The organism is Acidimicrobiales bacterium, from assembly GCA_036378675.1.
Classification (GTDB): domain Bacteria; phylum Actinomycetota; class Acidimicrobiia; order Acidimicrobiales; family Palsa-688; genus DASUWA01.
In genome coordinates, this window is record DASUWA010000013.1 from 86062 (window position 1) to 106532 (window position 20471).

At 64.3% G+C, this 20471-nt stretch carries 23 protein-coding genes; 12 read left to right on the forward strand and 11 right to left on the reverse strand.

The genetic code is table 11. The features are described 5' to 3' along the window. Positions 1 to 12: 12 nt before the first annotated feature. Positions 13 to 861 carry an adenylate/guanylate cyclase domain-containing protein gene (locus VFZ97_04995; GenBank protein ID HEX6392774.1) on the forward strand — a complete coding sequence of 283 codons (849 nt, stop codon included), beginning with the start codon at positions 13 to 15 and terminating at the stop codon, positions 859 to 861. Here the strand turns inward: VFZ97_04995 and VFZ97_05000 are convergent. Continuing rightward, positions 858 to 2384 (reverse strand): AMP-binding protein, encoded by a 1527-nt coding sequence (locus tag VFZ97_05000; GenBank protein ID HEX6392775.1) that lies wholly within the window; start codon positions 2382 to 2384, stop codon positions 858 to 860. The genes VFZ97_04995 and VFZ97_05000 overlap by 4 nt on opposite strands. 111 nt (positions 2385 to 2495) lie before the next feature. Here VFZ97_05000 and VFZ97_05005 point away from each other — a divergent pair, with 111 nt between their 5' ends. After that, positions 2496 to 3569: a Rieske 2Fe-2S domain-containing protein gene (locus VFZ97_05005; protein ID HEX6392776.1), complete on the forward strand. Its 1074-nt coding sequence runs from the start codon at positions 2496 to 2498 to the stop codon at positions 3567 to 3569. 23 nt (positions 3570 to 3592) lie between these two features. Here VFZ97_05005 and VFZ97_05010 read toward each other — a convergent pair whose 3' ends face one another. After that, positions 3593 to 4024, reverse strand: coding sequence for a VOC family protein (locus VFZ97_05010; protein HEX6392777.1), 432 nt, complete (start codon positions 4022 to 4024; stop codon positions 3593 to 3595). Positions 4025 to 4228: 204 nt separating this feature from the next. On the opposite strand from VFZ97_05010, the gene VFZ97_05015 reads away from it, so the two are divergent. Both VFZ97_05015 and VFZ97_05020 read left to right on the forward strand, forming a co-directional pair. After that, positions 4229 to 5098 carry a mechanosensitive ion channel family protein gene (locus VFZ97_05015; protein ID HEX6392778.1) on the forward strand — a complete coding sequence of 290 codons (870 nt, stop codon included), beginning with the start codon at positions 4229 to 4231 and terminating at the stop codon, positions 5096 to 5098. Positions 5099 to 5199: 101 nt separating this feature from the next. Further along, a complete protein-coding gene (locus VFZ97_05020) occupies positions 5200 to 5583 on the forward strand; it encodes a DUF427 domain-containing protein (protein ID HEX6392779.1) in 384 nt (127 codons plus the stop codon). Positions 5584 to 5608: 25 nt separating this feature from the next. On the opposite strand, the gene VFZ97_05025 is transcribed toward VFZ97_05020, so the two are convergent. Then, the gene (locus tag VFZ97_05025) at positions 5609 to 5863 is read right to left on the reverse strand and encodes a Smr/MutS family protein (protein ID HEX6392780.1); all 255 of its coding nucleotides are present in this window, start codon (positions 5861 to 5863) and stop codon (positions 5609 to 5611) included. Positions 5864 to 5873: 10 nt separating this feature from the next. Continuing rightward, on the reverse strand, positions 5874 to 6647 hold the full coding sequence (locus VFZ97_05030; GenBank protein ID HEX6392781.1) for a GNAT family N-acetyltransferase: 774 nt from the start codon (positions 6645 to 6647) through the stop codon (positions 5874 to 5876). 81 nt (positions 6648 to 6728) lie between these two features. On the opposite strand from VFZ97_05030, the gene VFZ97_05035 reads away from it, so the two are divergent. Next, positions 6729 to 7550 carry a DUF1684 domain-containing protein gene (locus VFZ97_05035; GenBank protein ID HEX6392782.1) on the forward strand — a complete coding sequence of 274 codons (822 nt, stop codon included), beginning with the start codon at positions 6729 to 6731 and terminating at the stop codon, positions 7548 to 7550. Here VFZ97_05035 and VFZ97_05040 read toward each other — a convergent pair. Next, positions 7547 to 8389, reverse strand: a complete 843-nt coding sequence (locus tag VFZ97_05040) for a maleylpyruvate isomerase family mycothiol-dependent enzyme (protein ID HEX6392783.1) — start codon at positions 8387 to 8389, stop codon at positions 7547 to 7549. The genes VFZ97_05035 and VFZ97_05040 overlap by 4 nt on opposite strands. A 161-nt stretch (positions 8390 to 8550) precedes the next feature. On the opposite strand from VFZ97_05040, the gene VFZ97_05045 reads away from it, so the two are divergent. Further along, positions 8551 to 11496 (forward strand): EAL domain-containing protein, encoded by a 2946-nt coding sequence (locus tag VFZ97_05045; protein ID HEX6392784.1) that lies wholly within the window; start codon positions 8551 to 8553, stop codon positions 11494 to 11496. Between the two features lie 200 nt (positions 11497 to 11696). Here the strand turns inward: VFZ97_05045 and VFZ97_05050 are convergent, their stop codons facing one another. After that, positions 11697 to 11963, reverse strand: a complete 267-nt coding sequence (locus VFZ97_05050) for a YdeI/OmpD-associated family protein (protein ID HEX6392785.1) — start codon at positions 11961 to 11963, stop codon at positions 11697 to 11699. Positions 11964 to 12003: 40 nt separating this feature from the next. Further along, complete coding sequence (locus tag VFZ97_05055) at positions 12004 to 12438, reverse strand: DUF393 domain-containing protein (protein ID HEX6392786.1); 435 nt, start codon at positions 12436 to 12438, stop codon at positions 12004 to 12006. A gap of 35 nt (positions 12439 to 12473) precedes the next feature. Here VFZ97_05055 and VFZ97_05060 point away from each other — a divergent pair, with 35 nt between their 5' ends. Further along, positions 12474 to 12596 (forward strand): hypothetical protein, encoded by a 123-nt coding sequence (locus VFZ97_05060; protein ID HEX6392787.1) that lies wholly within the window; start codon positions 12474 to 12476, stop codon positions 12594 to 12596. 83 nt (positions 12597 to 12679) lie between these two features. After that, entirely contained in the window at positions 12680 to 13396 is a 717-nt protein-coding gene (locus tag VFZ97_05065) for an SDR family oxidoreductase (protein HEX6392788.1), read from the forward strand. A 117-nt stretch (positions 13397 to 13513) separates the two neighbouring features. Here VFZ97_05065 and VFZ97_05070 read toward each other — a convergent pair whose 3' ends face one another. Both VFZ97_05070 and VFZ97_05075 read right to left on the reverse strand, forming a co-directional pair. After that, positions 13514 to 13951, reverse strand: coding sequence for a hypothetical protein (locus VFZ97_05070; protein HEX6392789.1), 438 nt, complete (start codon positions 13949 to 13951; stop codon positions 13514 to 13516). 192 nt (positions 13952 to 14143) lie between these two features. Then, positions 14144 to 15664: an alpha/beta hydrolase-fold protein gene (locus tag VFZ97_05075; GenBank protein ID HEX6392790.1), complete on the reverse strand. Its 1521-nt coding sequence runs from the start codon at positions 15662 to 15664 to the stop codon at positions 14144 to 14146. 166 nt (positions 15665 to 15830) lie between these two features. On the opposite strand from VFZ97_05075, the gene VFZ97_05080 reads away from it, so the two are divergent. From VFZ97_05080 to VFZ97_05090, 3 genes are all read left to right on the forward strand, one after another. Next, the gene (locus VFZ97_05080) at positions 15831 to 17027 is read left to right on the forward strand and encodes a DUF222 domain-containing protein (protein ID HEX6392791.1); all 1197 of its coding nucleotides are present in this window, start codon (positions 15831 to 15833) and stop codon (positions 17025 to 17027) included. A 147-nt stretch (positions 17028 to 17174) separates the two neighbouring features. After that, entirely contained in the window at positions 17175 to 18284 is a 1110-nt protein-coding gene (locus VFZ97_05085; protein ID HEX6392792.1) for a putative Ig domain-containing protein, read from the forward strand. 36 nt (positions 18285 to 18320) lie between these two features. Beyond that, complete coding sequence (locus tag VFZ97_05090; GenBank protein ID HEX6392793.1) at positions 18321 to 18950, forward strand: class I SAM-dependent methyltransferase; 630 nt, start codon at positions 18321 to 18323, stop codon at positions 18948 to 18950. Between the two features lie 17 nt (positions 18951 to 18967). Here VFZ97_05090 and VFZ97_05095 read toward each other — a convergent pair whose 3' ends face one another. Continuing rightward, entirely contained in the window at positions 18968 to 19342 is a 375-nt protein-coding gene (locus tag VFZ97_05095; protein ID HEX6392794.1) for a hypothetical protein, read from the reverse strand. Further along, positions 19332 to 19853 (reverse strand): hypothetical protein, encoded by a 522-nt coding sequence (locus tag VFZ97_05100; GenBank protein HEX6392795.1) that lies wholly within the window; start codon positions 19851 to 19853, stop codon positions 19332 to 19334. Before VFZ97_05100 ends, VFZ97_05095 begins: the two co-directional genes overlap by 11 nt. Positions 19854 to 19963: 110 nt before the next feature. Here VFZ97_05100 and VFZ97_05105 point away from each other — a divergent pair, with 110 nt between their 5' ends. After that, on the forward strand, positions 19964 to 20470 hold the full coding sequence (locus VFZ97_05105) for a hypothetical protein (protein ID HEX6392796.1): 507 nt from the start codon (positions 19964 to 19966) through the stop codon (positions 20468 to 20470). Position 20471 lies beyond the last annotated feature (1 nt).

Here is a 20471-nt window from a genome sequence, read left to right on the forward strand (position 1 = left end):
AGGGAACCGCCGATGGGCGCGGAGGAGCCGGGGAGGAGCGAAGTTCCGGGTGACCCTGGGCTCAATCTCAATATCGACGAGACAGCCCGGAACAAATGGCACAAGGTCCTCGTCGAGGGGCATGAATCGTTGCGCCGCGCCCACAAGGTGTTTCGACATCTACCTGGACCGCCGAGGTGCAAGCTGTGCCACAACCCCTTCGGCGGGGTCGGCGGACGCATCGTTGGGATCGCCGGGTTCAAACCGTCCCGCAAGAACCCCAATCTCTGCAGTCGCTGCTGCGACGACCTTCCCGCGGGCGGGCTCGAGGTTGATATCGCGGTCCTCTTCGCCGATCTGCGTGAGTCGACCGCGCTGGCGGAGCAGGTCGGCCCGGTAGCGTTCGCGAGCCTGCTCAACCGTTTCTATCGAATCTCGACCGGTGTCCTCATCGCACACGACGCCATCATCGACAAACTCATAGGAGACGAGGTGATGGCGCTGTTCATCCCCGGGATTACCGGGAGCGCCTACCGGCGTGAGGCTGCAACCGCGGCAATCGAGCTGCTCACGGCTCTGGCCGCGGAACCGTCACTACACGTCGGTGTCGCGGTCGATGCCGGCGTGGCCTACGTCGGCAACGTGGGTTCTGATGGAGTGGTCGACTTCACAGCGCTTGGTGACCCCGTGAATACCGCGGCCCGCCTTCAGGCACAGGCCTTCGCGGGCGAGCTGGTGCTGGCCGACCATCTGTACGAGGAAGTCGCGGATCTGCTCCCAGACGCCGAAGCGCGGGCCGTAACCGTTCGCGGCAGGCAGCTCCCCATAGACATCCACGTCGCGCGGATCGTCCCAGTCGAACCCGGAGCCTCCCTGAACTAGGCCGGGGATACGGGCTCCTCTCTCAGCTCTCGCTTGAGCGGCTTCATCGCAGCGGACATGGGTAACGCGTCGATCCTGATCTCGACCGACTTGGGAACCTTGAACGCAGCCAAGTGCTGCCGTGCGTACGCCACCACATCGTCCGCCGAGAGATCCTCACCCGGCTTAGGTACGACGACCGCGTGCACGACCTCACCCCACTTCTCGTGCGGAGCCCCGATGACCGCAACCTGAGCCACCGACGGGTGACGTGCGATAACCGACTCAACCTCGACCGAGTAGACGTTCTCACCCCCGGTCACGATCATGTCCTTGAGCCGGTCAACGAGGAACAGGTAGCCCTCGTCATCGAGGTATCCGACATCCCCGGTTCGATACCAACCGTCGCGGAAAGCGTCCCGCGTGCCCGCCGCGTCATGCCAGTACCCGTCGAGCAGATTTCCGCCTTGCGCGCAAACCTCGCCGACGACGCCCGCTCCGAGGACCGCCCCGTCGGCGTCCTGGATGCTTAACGCCACCCCAGGGACAGCACGACCCACCGACCCGAGAAGCTCCGATCTCTCATGATCCTCGGGCTGCAACATCGTGAGCGCGCCGGCCTCGGTCATCCCGAACCCTTGCGCCAACTCCACGCCCGGCAGCACTTCGCGGAGACGCCCCAGCAATGGAGGCGGCATCGGCATGGCGCCGTAGCCGATGCGGCGGAGGCTCGCCAAGCGCTCGGCCGCGAAGTCGGGATGCTCGAACAGCATCTGCATCATTGTCGGGACCAACACCGTCTCGTCGACCTTGTATGTCTCGACTGCGTCGAGGCACGCCGCTGGCTCGAAGCGGGGGGCAACGACCGAGCGGACTCCGAAAGCGGGAGCGCTTGCCACTGAGACCAGCGCCGTCGCATGGAACATCGGAGCCTGGTGCAGGAAGGTCCAGCCCCGTTGGCACGCGACACCGCCAGACATTGCCGTGTGGTACACGTAGAGCATCTCGGCCCGCTGGCTGCGCATCACTCCCCGAGGCAGGCCGGTGGTCCCTCCGGTATAAACGAGCGCAACGAGATCTTCCTCGTCCGGCTCGGGCGGAACCACCTCCGCGCCCGCAGACACGAGGTCCTCGTAGTCGCCGTCCATCATGACCACCCGAGGGAAGGGGCCCTTCTCCGCACGCAGGACGTCTTCGAGCAGCTGGGCCAGGCGTGGATCGGCAAACAGCACCGCCGTCCCCGAGTCGTCGACGATCCGCCGGATCTCCGTGGGGCTCAGGCGGATGTTCACCGGGGTGATGACTCCTGCGCCCAGATACCCGGCGTTGTGCAGCTCCATGTAATGGTGACCGTTCAGCCCGAGAACGGCGAAACGGTCACCGCGTTCGAGGCCGAGGTCTTTGCGCATGGAATTGGCCAGTCTCAGGACCCTGGCAGCATGCCGGTCGAACGTCGCGGCGTATGCATCGTCGATGATGCACTCTTGCTGTCCGTAGCGTTCGACTGCCGGCAGGAACAGCCGGCTGAACACTAACTCCTTCATCGGTCCCTCCCCGGAGCGGTTCGTGCCAAACCCTACCTTCGCGACATCGGCAAGGGCGCCCCGAGACCGCTAGGGTTCGTATACGGAACATAAGGCTTAGGGGAGGGCCCGATGGCTGTGGCGAAAGCGGAGCTGGACCAATCAGTGAGAGACGCCGCCGCCAGTTCACCGCTCGCAGTGTCGTCCTACCGGTACCCGACCGGGTGGTATGTCGTTGCGTGGGCCACCGAGGTGCCCGAGGGCACCGTGAAGAAACTTCACTACTTCGGCCAGGACCTGGTCTGCTTCCGGGGCGAGTCAGGGAAGCTTTCCGTGCTTGACGCCTACTGCCAGCACCTCGGCGGGAACCTTGGCGAAGGCGGAACCGTGGTAGGGGATGAGATCAAGTGCCCTTGGCATGGCTGGCAATGGAACGTCGACGGGACCAACGCATTGATCCCATACAGCAAGGAACAGTGCAAGAAGAACGTAAGGATTCGCTCCTACCCGGTCATCGATTGGTACGGGTTCGTCGTGGTGTGGTTCGACCGCGATGGAAACGCGCCTTACTGGAGGCCTCCTGTGGTCCCCGAGTTGGAGGGAAACGATTATTACCCACCCCATCCTCACTCCCGAATGTGCGATCGGGTCAAGGTACATCCTCAGATGATCGTCGAGAACGCTGCGGATCCCTATCACATCGAGCACGTGCACCACGGCGACCGCCCAGCCTTCAACACATCCTTCGAGTTGCACGACTATTACCTCCACGCCACGGTGTCGGTGAATTACGGCGGCGGCCGGCCGACCACGTGGCTGACCCCGAACGGCCCTGTCGACGGGACCGTCGTATACGACACCTACGGCCTGGGCATCGGCTTCGTGCGTTTCCCTGAGGAGGTGCTGGCGTCGGTTCAGATCACCGGCCACACTCCCGTGGACGAGGAGTACACCGACTATTACTTCACGATGGCGTGTGTACGCGAGCCCGGAGACACCGGCGATATCCCGAACGACCGCGCAGCGAAGTGGATCGCGCTGCAGCAGCAGACGGTAAGGCAGGACTACTTCATCTGGGAGAACATGAAGTACCTGGCTAAGCCCAACTTCGCGCTCGAGGAGGCCAAGGACTACGCAGCCCTGCGCCGATGGGCCCGGCGTTTCTACCCCGCCGACACGCTGCCCGACGAGACTCCAGACTCTTAGACCGGCGGGTCTGAGCCCCGTCGCTAACAGCTGGTCTGCATGTCGGAGACAGCTTGCTGCGCATCCTGGGTGACTGGGCGGGTGATGTAGAACCGGTTGCCGTCCAGATCACGAATCAAGAAGGAAACGAAGTTCGGGGAAGGAACCAGGGGCCCGCAGGAGACACCCCTCTCGATCAGATCGGTTCGGACCTCACTCGGATCGCGACTGACGATCACGTTGATGGTCGAACTCTCCTGCCCAGGCTCCGCGGCCTCGAGCGCCGCTTCCAAAGGTTCGAGCACGACGATGGTTGAACCCATCATGAACGAGGCGTACCCATGCCCGTCGGTTCCAAGTGCCACAGGGGACAGCCCGAGCTTGTCCAGGTACCAGGCGACGGCCCGATCGAGATCCTTCACATAGAACGAGGTGGCGGCGAGTTGGATGGTTCCGAGAGGTCCTGTTTCGCTCACGCCCGAGAACCTACCGGGTCGTCGCTCCGGTTGCGAAGAGCCGGCGATTAGGTGACAGAATGTCACCAAGCCACGAGACTGCCGGGGAAAAGCCGTGCGTTGGAGACGATCGTCGATCGACTGCGTCCCCTCTGACCTGCGCTTTGGGGCATACCCATGGGCGCGTTCAGCGGGGTGGGCGGTATTCGCTAGTTTCGATATTTCGTGACTGTGCCGGCGACAATCCTGTCCACGACCCAGCCCCACCTTGTGGCTACACACGGCCTGACGCTGTGGGACTGGGTGCACGCGGCCGTGATCGTCGTGGTCGCCATCGCGTTGTCTCAAATGGTGCGACGCGTCACTCTCAGAGCGTTCGGGACTCATTCGAACCGACCTGCTGCGCGCATCTCGGCTCGATTCGCCGCCTACCTCATCGCTGCCGGCGGGTTGCTGTATTCGCTCAACGCACTGCACGTACAGGTAGGCCCGCTTGTGGGTGCGCTCGGCATAGGCGGCATCGCGCTCGCCTTCGCCCTGCAGGACATCCTGCAGAATCTGGTCGCAGGGGTAATCCTTCAGGCTCGAAGACCCATCCGTCATGGTGACCAGATCGAGGTCGGCCACTATCAGGGCACCGTCCTCGATATCGACCTGCGCAACGTGCAGATTCGAACCTACGACGGACTCGACGTCTACCTCCCAAACCGGCTTGTGCTGGATGGGCCGATCGTGAACTACACGATGAGCCCCCTGCGTCGCTTGGCGCTCGAAATCGGCATCGGGTACCGAAGCAATCTGTCCGACGCGCAGCGGTGCCTCCTCCAGGCCGCTTCGAGCGTCGACGCGGTCCTCGCCGAACCGGCTCCTGCTGCCTGGGTGACCGAATTCGGGGAGTCGTCGATCAAGTTCAGCGTCCTGTTCTGGTACGCGGTCGCCGACCACACCTTCTGGGAAGTCCGTTCCGCTGTTGCCGTATCGATACAGCAAGCCCTGCGCGACGCCGGGATCCAGATCCCGTACCCGATCCGGACCCTTGAAGTCGACCAGTCAACCATCAACGAGATCGATCTGCGACAACACGCGGATCGATAGAGAACGGTTGAAGAGCGGGCGGGCACACCGAGCCCGGCTCTCTGTGAGAACGGTGGCTCGTGCCGCCGAGCGCTCAGGGTCGGGGAATAGCTCCGGCAGCCATGGCCGTTGAACCGATCATGAAGCCAGGCCATACGATCGCCATCGCACCTGCTGACGCGCACATTGAAGTGCGCCTAGGAGGTGAACTAGTCGCAGCGAGCGACCGCCCTCTCGTTCTGGAAGAGACTGGGCTTCCGGCGCGGTACTACCTGCCCCGAGAGGATGTACGGATGGACCTGCTCCGAGCTACCTCGTTCCACACGACTTGCCCGTTCAAGGGTGAGGCCTCCTACTGGTCGATCGATATCGACGGCCAGGCTCATGACGGCATCGTCTGGAGTTACGAGACGCCCATTGACGGAGCTCTCGAGATCAAGGAGATGATGTCGTTCTACCCGGACCGCACCGAAGTCACCGTGGACGGTGAGCGCATCGAGAAGTAGGGGCTAAGAGGCTCCATCGCCCGTCTCATTTCCAGCGGAAGTGAACGAAGACCCTTCCGAAGTTGCGCGAGTCCTTCTCGATTCGGTCGTACAGCTGCCTGATCTCCTTCTGCTCCAGGAATCGCAGAACCCTCTTCTTGAGCTGGCCGCTCCCCTTGCCCGGGATGATCTCCACGAGCGGAGCCTTCTTTTGGACCGCCTCGTCGATGATTGCTCGGAGAGCGCGGTCGATATCCTCTCCCCGGTTGTAGATGTCATGCAGGTCGAGCTTTAGCTTCAAGTCGGATGGCCTAGCCGTTCCCTGGGATCTGCATTATGACGAAAGTGACGGGGCGCCGGACCTTGAAGCCCAGCTCCTCGTAGAGACGGATGGCCGTGGTGTTGCCGGCCGCAGCGTGCAGGAAGGGAACCTCGCCGCGGCTGCGGATGTCGGCCGCTACTGCACGGACCAGGATGGTGCCGAGCCCCTGGTTGCGGTATTCGGAGTCGGTGCAGACAGCGGATATCTCGGCCCAGCCGCCCGGGCGCATCCGTTGCCCGGCCATTGCAACGAGGGCACGCCCACGCCGAATTCCGAGATAGGTACCGAGCTTTGCGGTCCCCTGAAAGAACGGCCCGGGTTGGGTGCGATTCACCAGTTCGAGCATCTCGGGTACGTCATCGAGTGTAAGGCGCTCGACGTCGGGATGGTCCTCGCATCGAAGTGAGACATCGATCATCTGAACGCCGTCGATGGTCTCCAACTGCCAACCCGGTGGAGGGGGGAGCCTTCCGCCGACGATCGCAACCATGGAGCCGGGTCCGACCAACGTGGCGAGGTCTTGCCAGACGGAGTCGTCGGCCTCAGGCGAGATGGCGGCAAATGGGGACATGTCCACTGGATACCGGGCGGCACAGCCGTACGTCTCGGCGAAGCGGGCGTGATGACCGGTCAAGGATGCCCAGACCGGATGATCGAGAACCGCTTCGCCGGCCGGTCCGGCCTCGCCGGCTCGGGCATCGTTGGGTTCGCCGCGTTCGGCGAGTGTGTTGACGTCTTCGGCCACGTCCGCAGAGCTTTCCACCCCCTCTATCGGCTCGGAAACGCTTTTCCGCCCCTTCGGCTCCAGGAGAGGCAGAATGAAGCAAATCCTGGAGGGACCACATTGAGCGTTCAGGCCAGATCGAACAACGTCTCCACCTTCGTCGCCGAGTGGGAAGAGTGGCACCACAAGGTGGAGTCCCGGCTCGCCGATCCGCACGGGTTCCTGGCCATCACCAGTCTGCACTGGTTGACTCCCGAACTGCAGCGCTTCGACGACGCGGCGGGATCGTGGTCGACGGGTGAGGATGGGGTGACCGTTCTGCTCGAAGAGGGGGAGGAACTGATCATCAATGGCGAGCCCGCGCGCGGCAGACATCCCTTCGGGACCATCCCGGAACGCGGTGGCGTCAACGCCACCTGGGGCGATGCAGTGCTAGAGGTGGCGAAGAGGGGAGGACATGACATCCTCCGCCCGCGCCACCCGAACAATCCTCTGCGCCTCGCCTACCGCGGCACGCCGGCATACCGCCCGGACCCCGGATGGCGGGTGTCCGGTCGCTACGTGCCCTTCGAGCAGCCTCGCCCCACCAGCGTGGGTGCCGCCGTCGAAGGGCTCGAGCATGTCTACGACGCGCCAGGTCGCGTCGAGTTCGAACTCGATGGCCGAGCGCTGTCGCTAACCGCATTTCCGGGTTACAGCCCCGGAAAGCTGGCGGTGCTATTCACCGATGCCACGTCTGGGGAAACGACGTATGGCCCGGTGAGGACCCTGTCGATCGAAGAACCAGGCCCCGACGGTTCTGTGATCCTGGACTTCAACCGCGCCGTGAACCTTCCCTGTGCTTACACCGATCTGGCAACATGCCCGCTACCACCCGTGGAGAACCGCCTGCCGGTTGCGATCGAAGCAGGGGAGAAGATCCCCCACGAGCGGTCTGCCTAGCGACCGAAGAAGGCTGCCAGCCCGATAGCGAACGACTGGCACAGCGATTCGTCGCCGGCAAACTTCAGATCGGCGATCTGCGCTCTGGTCAACGCACGGGAGAACAGTCGAGCGGCAGTTGCCGTGTCCATAGTTAGCGCCACGGTCGGATCGGGTGGAAGCCCGTCGCAGAGTCTCCAGCCGGCGGCTTCATTCCGGACGGTCCAGGCGGGGCCTCCGCTGAGAACGACGGCGACCGTCGTGCCCTCGGCAGCCGATAGAGCCGCGAAGCCCAGCGGGAAGCCGCGCACGGCGACGGCGACCGCGGGATGCACCCATCGCTCGTCGAACCATTCCCCGCGCCCCACCGCGCGTCGGATCTGGCACTGGTGGATCCACCGCTCGAGGTACTCCCTGGCGCAGAGGAGCGAATAGGGCGCCGGCTCGGGGCCGATCCATGGGATCGGCTCGCCCAGAAGATCGGGGTCTACAACGTTGTAGAAGGCGTAGGTGTCCTCGCCGGAACCTCGCAATAGGTTGATGATCAGCGGGAGGCTGAAGAACCTCGCCGCGGAAACCCAACTTTCGTTGTGGCGGTCCAGCGCGACGAAGAACTCGTCCCAGTTCGACCCGGCTTCGATCGCGACGAGTGAAGGTTCGCCGTCGCGCTGGCGGGAGAGGATCGACAGATCGTCGCCGAGTAGGTGAAGCACTATGCCCTTCACCGACCAGGCAGGGCACTCGGTGGGCGCAGCCCAGTCTTCCGCCGGCAGGGCGCTCAGGAAGTCCAGCAGCTCGGATCGCTCTTCGGCGAAGATTGTCGGGTAGTCGAGGCGACCTGCCGGGACCAACTCTGCCATTGCGGAACGCTACCTCTCGCTAGTAGGCGACCTGGCCCGCCAAGTGAACGGGAGATCCGACCCCTGACCTGGTCTTTTCTTCGGGACAGCCCGCATCGGGAGCGACTGTAGACCACCGTCTCCCCTCAACTCACCAGCCTCGGGCGTCGAGAAATTCGGGTATGGACGCATCTGGGGGGACGGGGGAGGAGCGCGACTCCTCCAACCTGACCACCGCCCTGATCATCGGGTATGTGCGCAACCGAGCGGGTGACGCTGCGGTCGGCGAGATGCTGGCCGCCGCCGGCGAGGAACGGCCGATCGAAGAGCTCCTCGACGAGGGCCGCTGGAGCTCGTACGGCCAGAAGCTCCGCTTGTTCGAGGCGGCCATCGCCGTCCTCGCCGACCCGGACACTCCCCGGCTGGTCGGCGCGACTGTCCTTGATCAGCAGATCGGAACAGCCATTCGCCTCATGCTCCGTGCGCTCGGGTCGCCGGCCTCGGTGTGCCGGAGCGTGGCCAAGGCCTCCGCCAAGTTCTCAACCAACTACACGTGCGAAGCCTTATCGGTCGGTCGCGAGGGTGCGGTGATCTCGAACCGCCTCCACGACGGCTACGAGCCGAACATCATCGACTGCGAGTACACAACCGGCCTCCTTTCTCAAATCCCGGCACTCTTCGGCCTGGAGCCCGCCGTTGTCATGCACGATGAATGCCAGGTGCGCGGGGCTCCGGCCTGCATCTACACACTCAAGTGGCGGGCGCGTCACCGCCTGCTGTGGAGTCGGCGGCGTGACAAGGTCGCCTATCTCGAGGAGGAGTTGCGGCTCCTGACCGAACGCTACGAGGAGCTGCAGTCGACGATCGTCGACCTGGTGTCGCCTGCGGACGTCGACACTGTCCTACGCCGCATCACCCGCCGCGCCGCCGACGCGGTCAGGGCTCAACGCTTCCTGCTGGCTCTCGGTGGCGACGCCGAGGGCGTATCGGTTCACCACGACGGAATGTCGAGCGATGAGGCTCTTCGGCTGGCCTCGGAGGTGCTGGCGGCCGAGCCCGACGACGGCGGCGGCTCTCGGCTGATCGTCGACGTGGCGTCGTCCCGGCGGTTCTACGGACGGCTCGTTGCGGTCTACGAGTTCGAGCACATCTTCTTTCCAGAGGAGCGCAGGCTCTTGGCCGCATACGCCCGGCAAGCCGCTGTCGCGCTTGACGCGGCCACTGCCCTCGAGGAAGCCCGCCGTCGGGGTGAGACGGCGAGCGCGTTGCTCGAGCTGGCCCGGCGGCTGGCTCTGGCGACCTCGACCGACGAGGTGGCCCAAAAGCTCGCCGACGCGGTGCCTACGGTCATTGGAGCGAATCGCGCGAGCGTTCTCTTGTGGGATCCGAAGCATGAGGAGCTTCGCGTCCGGGCCCGCTCCTGGTTTGGCAACCTCGATCTGCAGGAAATGCCGAGGAGAGCGATATCGCTTACCGACACGCCCGTGCTCGCCGAGATGCTCCGCACCCGGATGCCGCAGCACATCCGCCGGGACACTGCCGACCCCTACCTGCGGAACCGGCTGATGGCAACCGACATCGAGGAGATACTCGCCGTTCCGATCCAGAGCAGGGGCGAGATGCTGGGGGCCATCGCCGCACTGCGAACGGCCACCGCGCCTCCGTTGGTCGACCAGCAGGCCCTTGCCGACCGCCTGACCGGTATGGCCGACCAAGCGGCACTGGCGTTCGAGAAGGTACGCCTGCTGGAGCAGGAGCGCGAAGCCGTGCGACGCTTACAGCGTGACGAGCGGCGCATCAAGGAACTCGCCTATCAAGACGCTCTGACCGAGCTCCCCAATGGCCGGCACTTCTCGGAGGCGCTCGACAGCTGTCTCGCGCGGGCCAGGACCGAGGGTCGCCAGGTGGCCCTGCTCTTCTGTGACCTCGATCGCTTCAAGAACGTCAACGACAGCATGGGCCACGCGATGGGCGACCGGCTCCTCAAGGTGGCGGCGGCTCGCCTGCAAGCGTGCGTCCGGGACACCGACACCCTTGCCCGGCTCGGAGGCGACGAGTTCACCTTGCTCCTCAACGGTGTTACCGGCCCGGAGGATGCCGCGACCATCGCAGACCGCGTTCTTACCGCGTTCCGAGATCCGTTCAACCTCGATGGGCAGGAATTGTTCCTGTCTGCGAGCGTTGGCGTGGCGCTCTATCCCGAGGACGGGAAGGATGCTCAGACGCTGTTGAAGAACGCCGACACAGCGATGTACGGGGCGAAGCTGGCAGGCCGCAACAACCAACTGCGTTACGCCCCCGCGATGAACGCCAGGTCTCGGCAGCTCCTGGAGCTCGAGGCAGACCTGCACGAGGCGGTGCGAAGGAGGGAGCTCGTCGTGTACTACCAGCCTCAAGTGGCGGCGGGCACGGGCGAGGTAGTTGCGGTCGAGGCACTGGTTCGCTGGAACCATCCACGCCGGGGGATGCTTCCGCCTGGAGAGTTCATCGCGTTGGCCGAGGAGCGCGGACTCATCGGCGCGGTCGACGCTTGTGTGCTTTTCGAGGCGGCCAAGCAGTGCAAGCGTTGGGAGGACGCCGGGCTCCCGCCCGTTAGGGTCGGGGTCAACCTGTCGGCCCACCAGTTCCGAGGCGCCAATCTGGTGACCCTGGTGGACCGCGTACTGCACGACACCGGGGTGCGCCCCGAGCTGCTCGAGTTGGAGCTCACCGAAACCGCAGCCATGCAGGAGCCGGAACGCATCGCCGAGACCCTCGCCCAGCTCCGGCATCTAGGTGTCGGACTCGCCCTGGACGACTTCGGAACCGGGTATTCAAGCTGGACGCACATCAAGCACTTCCCGGTGGGCCGGATCAAGATCGACCGGTCCTTCGTGTCCGGGTTACCGAAAGACCGTTACGACGCGGCGATCGTCACCGCGACGATCGAGATGGCGCACCTGATGGGGATGGGCGTGACGGCCGAGGGAGTCGAGACCAGCGCGCAGGCCGAGTTGCTGACCGTTCAGGGCTGCGACTTGTTGCAGGGATTCCTCTACAGCGAGCCGAGGCCGAACGAGGAGATCACGGAGCTCCTGCAAACGGCGGCTGCCACCGGGACACCGTGGATAGCGACCTCCGTCGCTTAAGGACGTGATTGTCCTCAGTCGTTGAGTCCGCCCCGATCCCGCCACCAGGAACATAGCGCGAGGAGGCGGTCCGACGGGGCTGATGTATGTGGCGTGGGCGGGAGTCCTCAAGGACCCAAAACTTCCTCGAGCGCTTGCGACGTTGTTCGGAGCGGTAACTCCGGTTTAGAACCCTTCAGGCGGAAGTGCGCGCGCCGCTGCTATTTTCCGTTGCGCTCGCGGTGGCTGCACCCCGGCCAGCAGCAGGGCCGACGTTGGCCTTCCTCCAGCTCCTCCTGGGTCCGGCGTATACGGCGTTCTCTGGTCTTCTCCTGCTTGGCGTCCTCGACCCAGCAGATGAACTCGTTGCGGGCAAGCGGCGTGATGTCGTTCCACGCATCGAGTGCGGTGGGGTTGGAGGCCAGCGCCTCGTGCAGGTCTGCTGGAAGCCTGTGCACCACCCCACCGGGCACTCGCTGGCTGCTCATCGGGACAGAGTAGCGACGATGGGGGAGCCCGTTCGTCCTCTCAGCGCCCCTCTCCTGGTTGGCTTGCGCCCGTCGAGGTGTGCGGCCCCTGAGGTGTGACTCGGCAAGCCGGTGTTCCTCGCGGCAGCCGGTAGCGGTATCGGACGACGACCGTGTAGACGGCGGCCGCGCACCACAACAAGGGTGGATAGCTCAGCAGAATTCCGGCCACTCGCTTCCAACCACTCGAGGCGAGCAGGCTCTTGGCAATGGCTCGATGGCCCTTGAACGTTCGCCCAGACTCGTCGACCCACCACGCTGCTTCCTTGGCATCCTCCGCGCTGAGCCCCAAGGCCTCGAGGCCGTCCGACCCCAAATGTTGCCAGGGGATCGCCCGCGGGCCAGGACGCCAACTTTTGGCGACCCACCCGGCCGACGAGGTGCAGAAACCGCAATCGCCGTCGAATATCAGCAGGCCATGACCAGGGGTGACCACGAAGTCCAGGGTATTGCCAGCAGCGCGGCGAGATCATGACGATCATCCAGTTGGCCATGCTGGGCAAGCTCACCTACCGCGAGATGGCGGAGGCGATCTTCACCCACTCGCTCTTGGCGGAAGGGCTCTACACCATCTTTGCGATGTTCGACGACTAACTGAGTAGCGTATAACTCGGCAGCTCGAGGGGCAGCACGATCACTAGTCTGACTGCGTCGATCGTTCTCTTGATTCGCGGGTGGTGCTCATCACCGGGGCCGGCAGCGGCATAGGGCGCGCGACCGCGCTGCTCGCAGCAAGGGAGGGAGCGATCATCGCGGCCATCGATTGTGACGAAGAAGGCCTCCGCTCGACAGCAGAGTCGGTCCGGTTAGGCGGGGGCCGCATCGCCATGCGGGTCTCCGACGTCACGGACCGAAGCGAACTGGTTGCGTCGATCGACTCGCTGGTCGCTGAAGTGGGACCGCTTCACGGGGTGTTCGCGAATGCGGGAGTACTCCCCCCGCCGGTCCCGGTGGATTCGCTCGACTGGCAGGAGTGGGATCGAGTCCTGAACGTCAACCTCACAGGCGCGATGTTCACCCTGATTTCAGCGTTGGGTCACGTCGCAGACGGTGGGTCCCTGCTCGCTAATGGATCATCGATGGCAATCCGTCCTCGGGAGCGCAGACTCTCCTATGTCGCAGCGAAGGCGGGGCTCCACGCCGCTGCCCGAGGTCTCGCGCTCGAGCTTGCGGAGCGGCGGATCAGAGTGAACGTGCTGGCACCCGGTCTCAGCGACACTCCGATGGTCCGTCGAATCTCGGGCCATATCGAAAGTGGCCTCGCGAGCGTTCCCCTTGGAGAACTCGTGCCTCCCGAGGAAGTCGCCGCCTTGGCTGTTCATCTACTGTCCGATCAGTCACGGCACATTACCGGTGCAGTATTCACCGTCGATGGAGGGCGCACTTCTGGTTGATTAGTTCGCGTCGAGATGGGAGTGGATTCTGTCGAATCCCGTTCTTCGGGATTCAGCCGGCCGGGCTGTGCGCGTCTTCGTCTTGTGGCTCGCAGCGATTGGTTCCAGATGAGGCAATCAGCGCAGACGGTACAGATCGGCGACTACTCGCTCCACAGGTTCCTCTCCGGGCGCGCCGTACCACCACGAGTGATGGAGGCGCTCTGGCTCCGGCATCGAGATCATCACCTTCATTGGGTACGCCGCGACCTCGCTCCCCAGCTCGAACACCCCCGGCTTGGACTCCCGGAGGATCGCGACCGAAGCCGCGTGGATATCACTTATCACCATCACGGCAGAACCGCGGTGAGTCCGGCCGATGAGGCTCCGCTCCACGTGCCCGAGGGGCCGATCAGGAGTGGACGGATTGAAGATCTCGTAATCCAACGTCACCCCGGCTCCGCCCGGGAGCGGCGAAATGACGATACGCGCCGCTCCCACCCGATCTGTGTTCAGCACTTTGTCGACGCCGACGTACATCCCGGGGTGAGCAATCAGGTCATCAACTATCCCCATCGCGAGATGATGACCCCACTTTCAAGAAGCCGCAAACTCGCTTCGTAGGGTCGCGATGGGAGACCGGCGCTCTACGGGGTCCGGGCGCAGATCGAGGCGTTCGGGCTAGAGCTGATCGAACTGCGCCGAGTCGGGCTGTCGAACGGTCCGTGATCCCCCAGCTGGGTTCAATGACTGGAAGGTGACCCTTGACTATCGAATGTGGACCGTAACCGTGCGGCCAAACACGGGCACCGGCTGATCGACGGGACTCGAAGGCCCGAGGTCGACGGACAAAGTGTGGTGAACGTGGCAGCTCGCAGGAGGGGTAACGGTCCAGGTTCCGCTCCCTTGCATCGTCACTTGGTCGCAGTTGACGTTGCTGAGGTCGAGAAATTCCACTGCGGCGCGCTGTCCGGAGAAACTCCACCCCCAGATAGAAAACTGAGTCCGAATGGTCCGGTAGTCGAAGCTGACCGGCGTCGGATCGGGACGCTGGATGTGAGCCAGCGCGAATTGGATGAGTCCTCTGAACCACGCGTTGCGATAAATGTCGGAGTGGACGCCCTGGTGGATCGCAAATGTGTTCGCCACGCCGGAAGTATCGAAAGCGAGCTGCATGTCCATGTTCATCGGGAACACGATCACCTCGAAGGGGGTGTCGCCCGCGTCCTGTGATCGACGTGCGACCATGTCGTTAACGAAGCTGTCGATGCCGATCCCGGCGCGGCCGTTCCCTGCGAGGTCGGTCGGCATGTTGCCCCGGAAGTAGGCCTGGTCGGCGACGGGATCGCCTAGTGCGTCGAGCGCGGTCAAGAAGGTGCCCAACTGTTGTGGCGCCGGCAACCCGGTGACTGGACCGGTCGGCGCGGGCAGGCGAGTGTATGTGATCGGGATGGGCGGGCTCACCCCTGGAGGTAGCGGGGGAGGTGCCGGGGCGAACAGAAAGTTATGCGCGCCCGAAACCGAGATCGTCGATGACCAGAGGTCCGGATGCAGCAAGCCTTCCTTGAACGCTCCGTAACCTCCGAGCGACACGCCGGCAATCGCACGACCGGCCCGCCCCGTCTCGGCCGGCAGAAAAGATTCGACGAACGCGGGAAGCTCGTAGGTCAGGTAGTGCTCGAATTCCGGTGGCGGCGTCGCATACCTCTGCTCGTCGCCTCCAAGCGCATACCGGGGATTCCAGTCGGTCCAGTAGCTGTCCAAGCCGGCCGCGGGGCCGTAACCCCCAGGGAGTGTCTGACCCAACGGCGCAACCAGGATGAAGTTGATCGCCGGTGCTTGCTTCCACGTCCGAGGGTCGTAGTACTGCCACGGCGCCGATTCGAAACCGGCTGGGGGTGAATGGTCGAGAGTTTGAATCCACGCGGACGAGGTCGTGCCAGGCGTCCCGAGCATCTCGGTGTAGCTCCCTCCGAAGCCGTGCAGCAGGTAGAGCACCGGGCATTCGACCCGGTTGATCGGCGTGCACGCCGCGGGCACGTAGTACTCGAACGGGGCGGGGATCCCGTTACCGAGGTCGTGGGTGGTGAGCTCCTGACACGCGACCGTTCCCACCACTGGAGCGGCAGGTTGGGCCGGCGCGGGAGGGGCTGCGCATCCGGGAAAGGGGGTCGCGGCCGCCCCTGTCCCAGTCGGTCCTACCGCCGCGCGCGCACTGTCCAGCGCGCTCGGCAATGCCAGCGCGACCGCAGCGGCTGCCAGAATCCCCCAGCGGGATCCGATCCCCATGGCGCTCGGTACGGTAGCCGTCGCAGAAAAAAATTCCCAAAGTCGTGACCCTACGAACATATGTTTGGGTATAGTGTTGGGTGACGCCTCGAGGCCGGGCGTGCCGATGCTTTGAAGCGGCCTCCTCCAAATACAGGTTTGTTTTGTGCGCCTTGGAGGAGGTGTTGTGCCGGCATCGCTTGTGTTTGCTGCTCGTCAGTTGCGGTCGTTGCTGGCCGACTTCGAAGTGGGCGCGTACAGCGGGGCGGACTGCGCTGAGCTGGTGGAGGAGCTCTCCAACACTGAGAAGGCGTGTGCCGGTGTGCGGCTGTTGGCCGCCGCCCGCGCGGTCGAATGCAAGGCGCACGAGCAGAAAGGTTTCAATGATGGCGCCGACTGGCTGGCGCGCCAATCCGGCACAACGCCCGGTGAGGCCAAGCGGAACCTGAACACCGCGGGCAAGCTCGGCGACAAGACCAAGGAGGCGCTTCTCGCCGGCGAGCTGTCCTTGGACCAGGCGGAGGAGATCACCAACACCAACTCCGAGGTTCCCGGCTCCGAAGGCGAACTGGTCGACCTTGCGCGTAAGTCTGATCTCGGCCGCCTGCGGGAGGAGGCCCGGGACGTCCGCCTGGGAGCGATGAAGCGCGAAGAGCTACACGAGCGCCAGCGCAAGGCGCGCAGCTTCCGGTCCTGGCGGGATGCGTTGGGCATGGTCCGCTTCAGCGGCGCCCTTCCACCCGAAACCGGTGTGGTGCTGGCCCGCCGGCTTGAGCTACACGCACACAAGCTGCGCACCGCCGCCAAGAAAGACCCCGACGCCCAGGTCGACTCGTTGGAGCAGTACGGCGCCGACGCGTTGGTCGACATGCTCAACCAGTCCGGTGACTCCAAGCGGGCAACCAACGTCGAGCTGTCTTTGGTCTGTGACATCCGGGCCTGGCGGCGCGGTCATGTCCACGAGGGCGAACCCTGCCACATCGTCGACGGTGGCCCCATCCCTGTAGACGTGGCCAAACAGCTCGCCAAGGACGCCTTCTTCAACGTGGTGCTACACGACGCGGTGAACATCCTCACCCTCACCCGGCTCGGCCGGCACATCCCCGCACATTTGCGCGCCGCGCTCGATATCGGTGATCCGCCCGACTTCACAGGTAAGCGATGCGCCGACTGCGGCAAACGGCACCGGCTCCAACTCGATCACGTCGACCCAGTCGCCAACAACGGGCCCACCAGCTACAACAACCTTCAGCCCCGCTGCTGGACCGACCACCAAGCCAAAACCGAACAAGACCGCAAAGCAGGACTACTCAAACCCCGGCGCGAGTCAGGCGACGCCGGCGAGGTACGCGAGCCGGGTCCAGATCCTCCGGCGCCTCCATAGGACCGGGAGCTAATACGCAGGAAGACGGCTGGGAACGACCACCATTGAGCAATGACCACAATCGAGCAATAAGGCCATCGTTGGTCGATCAGGCCCGCGAGGGCGCAGTATATTTGCGGCGCAGTCGAGTTCCTAGGAGGGGCGGATATGGCGGAAACGCGGTCTCGTAGTCGTATCGCGGTGTGTTCGTGCGTTGCTGTTGCGCTGTTCTGGTTCGGTGGTGGTGAAGCGTTCGCCGCTGGGCACGTGACTACGTCGGGAAGCCACCACGGTGGCGGTGGGGGCGGTGGCGGCGGCTCGGCCAGCGTCAGCGTGAGTAACCCAGGCAACCAGATCTCCAGCACCGGTCGAGCTGTAGGACTGCAAATACGCGCCAGCGACTCGAACGGTGGCGTGCTGAACTACAGCGCAACTGGCCTTCCCGGTGGGTTGAACATCAACACCGCAACCGGGCTGATCAGCGGAACTCCAACGAGCGCGACGCAATCATCTGTCCTGGTGACTGCGCTGGACACCAACGGCGGCGCGTCGGGCAGCACCACGTTCAGTTGGACGGTAAACGCGGCTTACGACATCTCCTACCCGCAGTGCAACACGACGCTTCCGCCGGCGGCGAGCTTTTCAATAGTCGGGGTCAATGACGGCATAGTGCTGTCCGCCAACCCGTGCCTCGCCAGCCAGGCAAACTGGGGCGACGGGCATGGGCTGCAGTTCTACGCGAACACTGCCGACCCCGGACCGGCCTATTCCTCGCATTGGCCCACGAGCGGGCAGGCTTCGCCCCAGAACTGCACGACCTCCGACCAGAACTCGACGGCGTGCTCGTTCGACTACGGCTACAACGCCGCCCGCGACTCGTTCCAGGACGCGGTGAACGCAGTCGCCGGCACGAGCATCAATCCGGCCTCGGTCGTCTGGTGGTTCGATGTCGAGACGGGCAACAGCTGGCAGACCCTGGAAGGGGCTTACGGGCAGAGCCCCCAGTACCAAGCCAACGACGCGGCCGCCCTGCAGGGCGAGGTGGCCGGGCTACAAAGTGAGGGTGTCACCACGGTGGGCTTCTACTCCACCGGATACCAGTGGACCCAGATCACAGGCGGAACCGGATCGACCTTCGGCAACAACCCGGCTTGGTTGGCGGGTTACTCCTCCCAAGCCCAAGCCATGACGGGATGCGGATCCGCGAGCTTCACGGGCGGCCGGGTGACCTACACGCAATACCCTTCCGGCGGTTTTGACGCCGACATCCCGTGCTGAGCGGCTGAAGAGTACGAAGAGCGGTCTGCTTAAGACGTGAGCGACATTCCCGATGTAGCGAGGCCCGGGCCGGCGCAGGCAAGGGCGCCTCACGAGTTCGACGAGATGTACCTGTCCACCCCGCCCTGGGATATCGGACGCCCGCAACCGGTGTTCGTTCGTTTGGCGGACGAGGGTGACATCTCGGGTAGCGTCCTCGACGCGGGGTGTGGCACCGGCGAACACGCGCTGATGCTCGCGGCCCGCGGACTGGAAGTCACCGGTGTCGACGCTGCTCCCCGGGCGATCGATGCGGCAACCGCGAAGGCGACCGAACGCGGCCTGTCGCCGAGGTTCCTGCTGTGGGACGCCCTCAAGCTCAGCGATCTGGGCGAGCAGTTCGACACCGTCATCGACAGCGGGCTGTTCCATGTTTTCGATGACGAGCGACGCGCTCAGTACGTGGATCAGCTGCGCGCCGTGGTCTACCCGGGAGGTCGTTATCTCATGTGTTGCTTCAGTGACCGCCAGCCCGGCGATTGGGGCCCGAGGCGAGTGACCCAAGCGGAGATTCGCAACTCGTTCGCCCAAGGTTGGAGCATCTCATCCATCACGGCCGAGACGTTCGACATCAACTTGGACCCTCCGACCGCTCTCGCGTGGCTCACAAAGATGACCCGGGTCTGACCGCACGAACACCTGGATCACACGGTGCTGTGGCGGCTGCTGATGGGGTCGGTCTTCTCGTCGCCCGAGAGGCCGATGGGCCGGCTGCGAAGATCGAGTAACACAGTGTGGTGCTCGTCGGCGATCGAGACCTGAGCTACCGACTGGTTGTACCGGAACTTGAGCTTTACCTCAGAGCAGAGAGTGGCCCAGCGGTCCACCGCAAGGACGGCCAGGAGCGCCCAGGCCTGAAGTGGAATCGCCGCGTCCAGCGAAAACGCGGTCCCGCTAAGGCGGTGTTCGTCGGGCGCGCAAAGCACGTCGATCACCAGCTCTTCCGGACGCGGTTCGGCGAAGATGATCTGCGCGCGCAGTTCGGGTAGTAGATGCGACGTCGGGTGCCTATGTTTCACCCGGATCTCCTTCCGGCACGTCTTCCCCAGCGGTGCTGCGCTCGCTCTCGCCAGTGCCGCGATCGGTATGGAGATGCTCGGTTTCCATCACTGCGGCCCGCACTTCGCTCAGCGCCTCCTGCATTCCCCGCACGGTGACCGGGTCGTCGAGGCGGGTTCGCCACTCTGTACCCCACCGGTCCTCGAGGACGCGCTCGCCGTCGTCGCCGAATCGTGCGCGGCGAATTCGCCAAGGCGATCTCACCAGTTCAGATAGTTGCGACCAGGTGATCGTTTCAGCGACCGCTATGCCGGCGTGGTAGCCGTCGTCGTAGCGGGGCCTGATCTCGGCAACGAACCGCTCGGCGACATGAGCGATCCGTTCCGAGGTCCACAGCGGACCGGAACGGGGCTGGCCCCAATACGTGCACGCCGCGTCGGCAGCGGACATCGCCGAGCGGAGCGCAGACTCCACCACGGACGAGACGCTCCCCAGCAGCTCCTGCACCGCTTCCTCGACAGGTGCTCCCACCCGACCTCACCTCCGGCGCTGTAGGATATATAGGTAGGATAGAATGGGTACGACAAAGCGTCAAGGGTAGGATGTACTACAGTTGCAAACAGGCTTGGTGAGAAGGGCAGATGGCTAAACGCAGCGTCTACATACCGGATGGACTCTGGACCGAGATCCAGGATCAGGTACACGGGCTCAACCTGAGCGTCTCCGAGATCGTTCAGACAGCCCTGCGCCAAGCGTTCGGCGCGACCAGAACCCACGCCCCGACGCCCGACGAGGCCTTCAAACCTCGGCACCGGCGCGTAGACGCCGACACCCTGGACCGGCTGAAAGACAGGTTCCAAAAGCAGGCTCAGGCCGCCTACGACGAAGGCCACGACTACGGCAGCGAGATCGCAGGAAGGCTCAACTGGGCGGAACTGGGAGCCCTTGCACGCACCAACTGGCGTCATCCCCGAAAGGACGGCGACACGGGCTGGGACGCCTACCAAGCAGTGCTCGGCACGCCGTGGGGGCCCGAATGGGTCAACCGTCTGAAAGAGGACGGCATGGCCAGCCGCGGTCTCAGCGACGCGCTGCAGGAGATATACGACTACACCACCGCTGACCTAGCCGACGATCCTGACGGCTAGC

Excerpts from the sequence above, each read along its gene's own strand:
- VFZ97_04995 (HEX6392774.1), top strand. The coding sequence starts at position 13 with ATGGGCGCGGAGGAGCCGGGGAGGAGCGAAGTTCCGGGTGACCCTGGG.
- VFZ97_05000 (HEX6392775.1), bottom strand. The coding sequence starts at position 2,384 with ATGAAGGAGTTAGTGTTCAGCCGGCTGTTCCTGCCGGCAGTCGAACGC.
- VFZ97_05005 (HEX6392776.1), top strand. The coding sequence starts at position 2,496 with ATGGCTGTGGCGAAAGCGGAGCTGGACCAATCAGTGAGAGACGCCGCC.
- VFZ97_05020 (HEX6392779.1), top strand. The coding sequence starts at position 5,200 with ATGGCCGTTGAACCGATCATGAAGCCAGGCCATACGATCGCCATCGCA.
- VFZ97_05040 (HEX6392783.1), bottom strand. The coding sequence starts at position 8,389 with ATGGCAGAGTTGGTCCCGGCAGGTCGCCTCGACTACCCGACAATCTTC.
- VFZ97_05045 (HEX6392784.1), top strand. The coding sequence starts at position 8,551 with ATGGACGCATCTGGGGGGACGGGGGAGGAGCGCGACTCCTCCAACCTG.
- VFZ97_05050 (HEX6392785.1), bottom strand. The coding sequence starts at position 11,963 with ATGAGCAGCCAGCGAGTGCCCGGTGGGGTGGTGCACAGGCTTCCAGCA.
- VFZ97_05060 (HEX6392787.1), top strand. The coding sequence starts at position 12,474 with ATGACGATCATCCAGTTGGCCATGCTGGGCAAGCTCACCTACCGCGAG.
- VFZ97_05070 (HEX6392789.1), bottom strand. The coding sequence starts at position 13,951 with ATGGGGATAGTTGATGACCTGATTGCTCACCCCGGGATGTACGTCGGC.
- VFZ97_05075 (HEX6392790.1), bottom strand. The coding sequence starts at position 15,664 with ATGGGGATCGGATCCCGCTGGGGGATTCTGGCAGCCGCTGCGGTCGCG.
- VFZ97_05085 (HEX6392792.1), top strand. The coding sequence starts at position 17,175 with ATGGCGGAAACGCGGTCTCGTAGTCGTATCGCGGTGTGTTCGTGCGTT.
- VFZ97_05105 (HEX6392796.1), top strand. The coding sequence starts at position 19,964 with ATGGCTAAACGCAGCGTCTACATACCGGATGGACTCTGGACCGAGATC.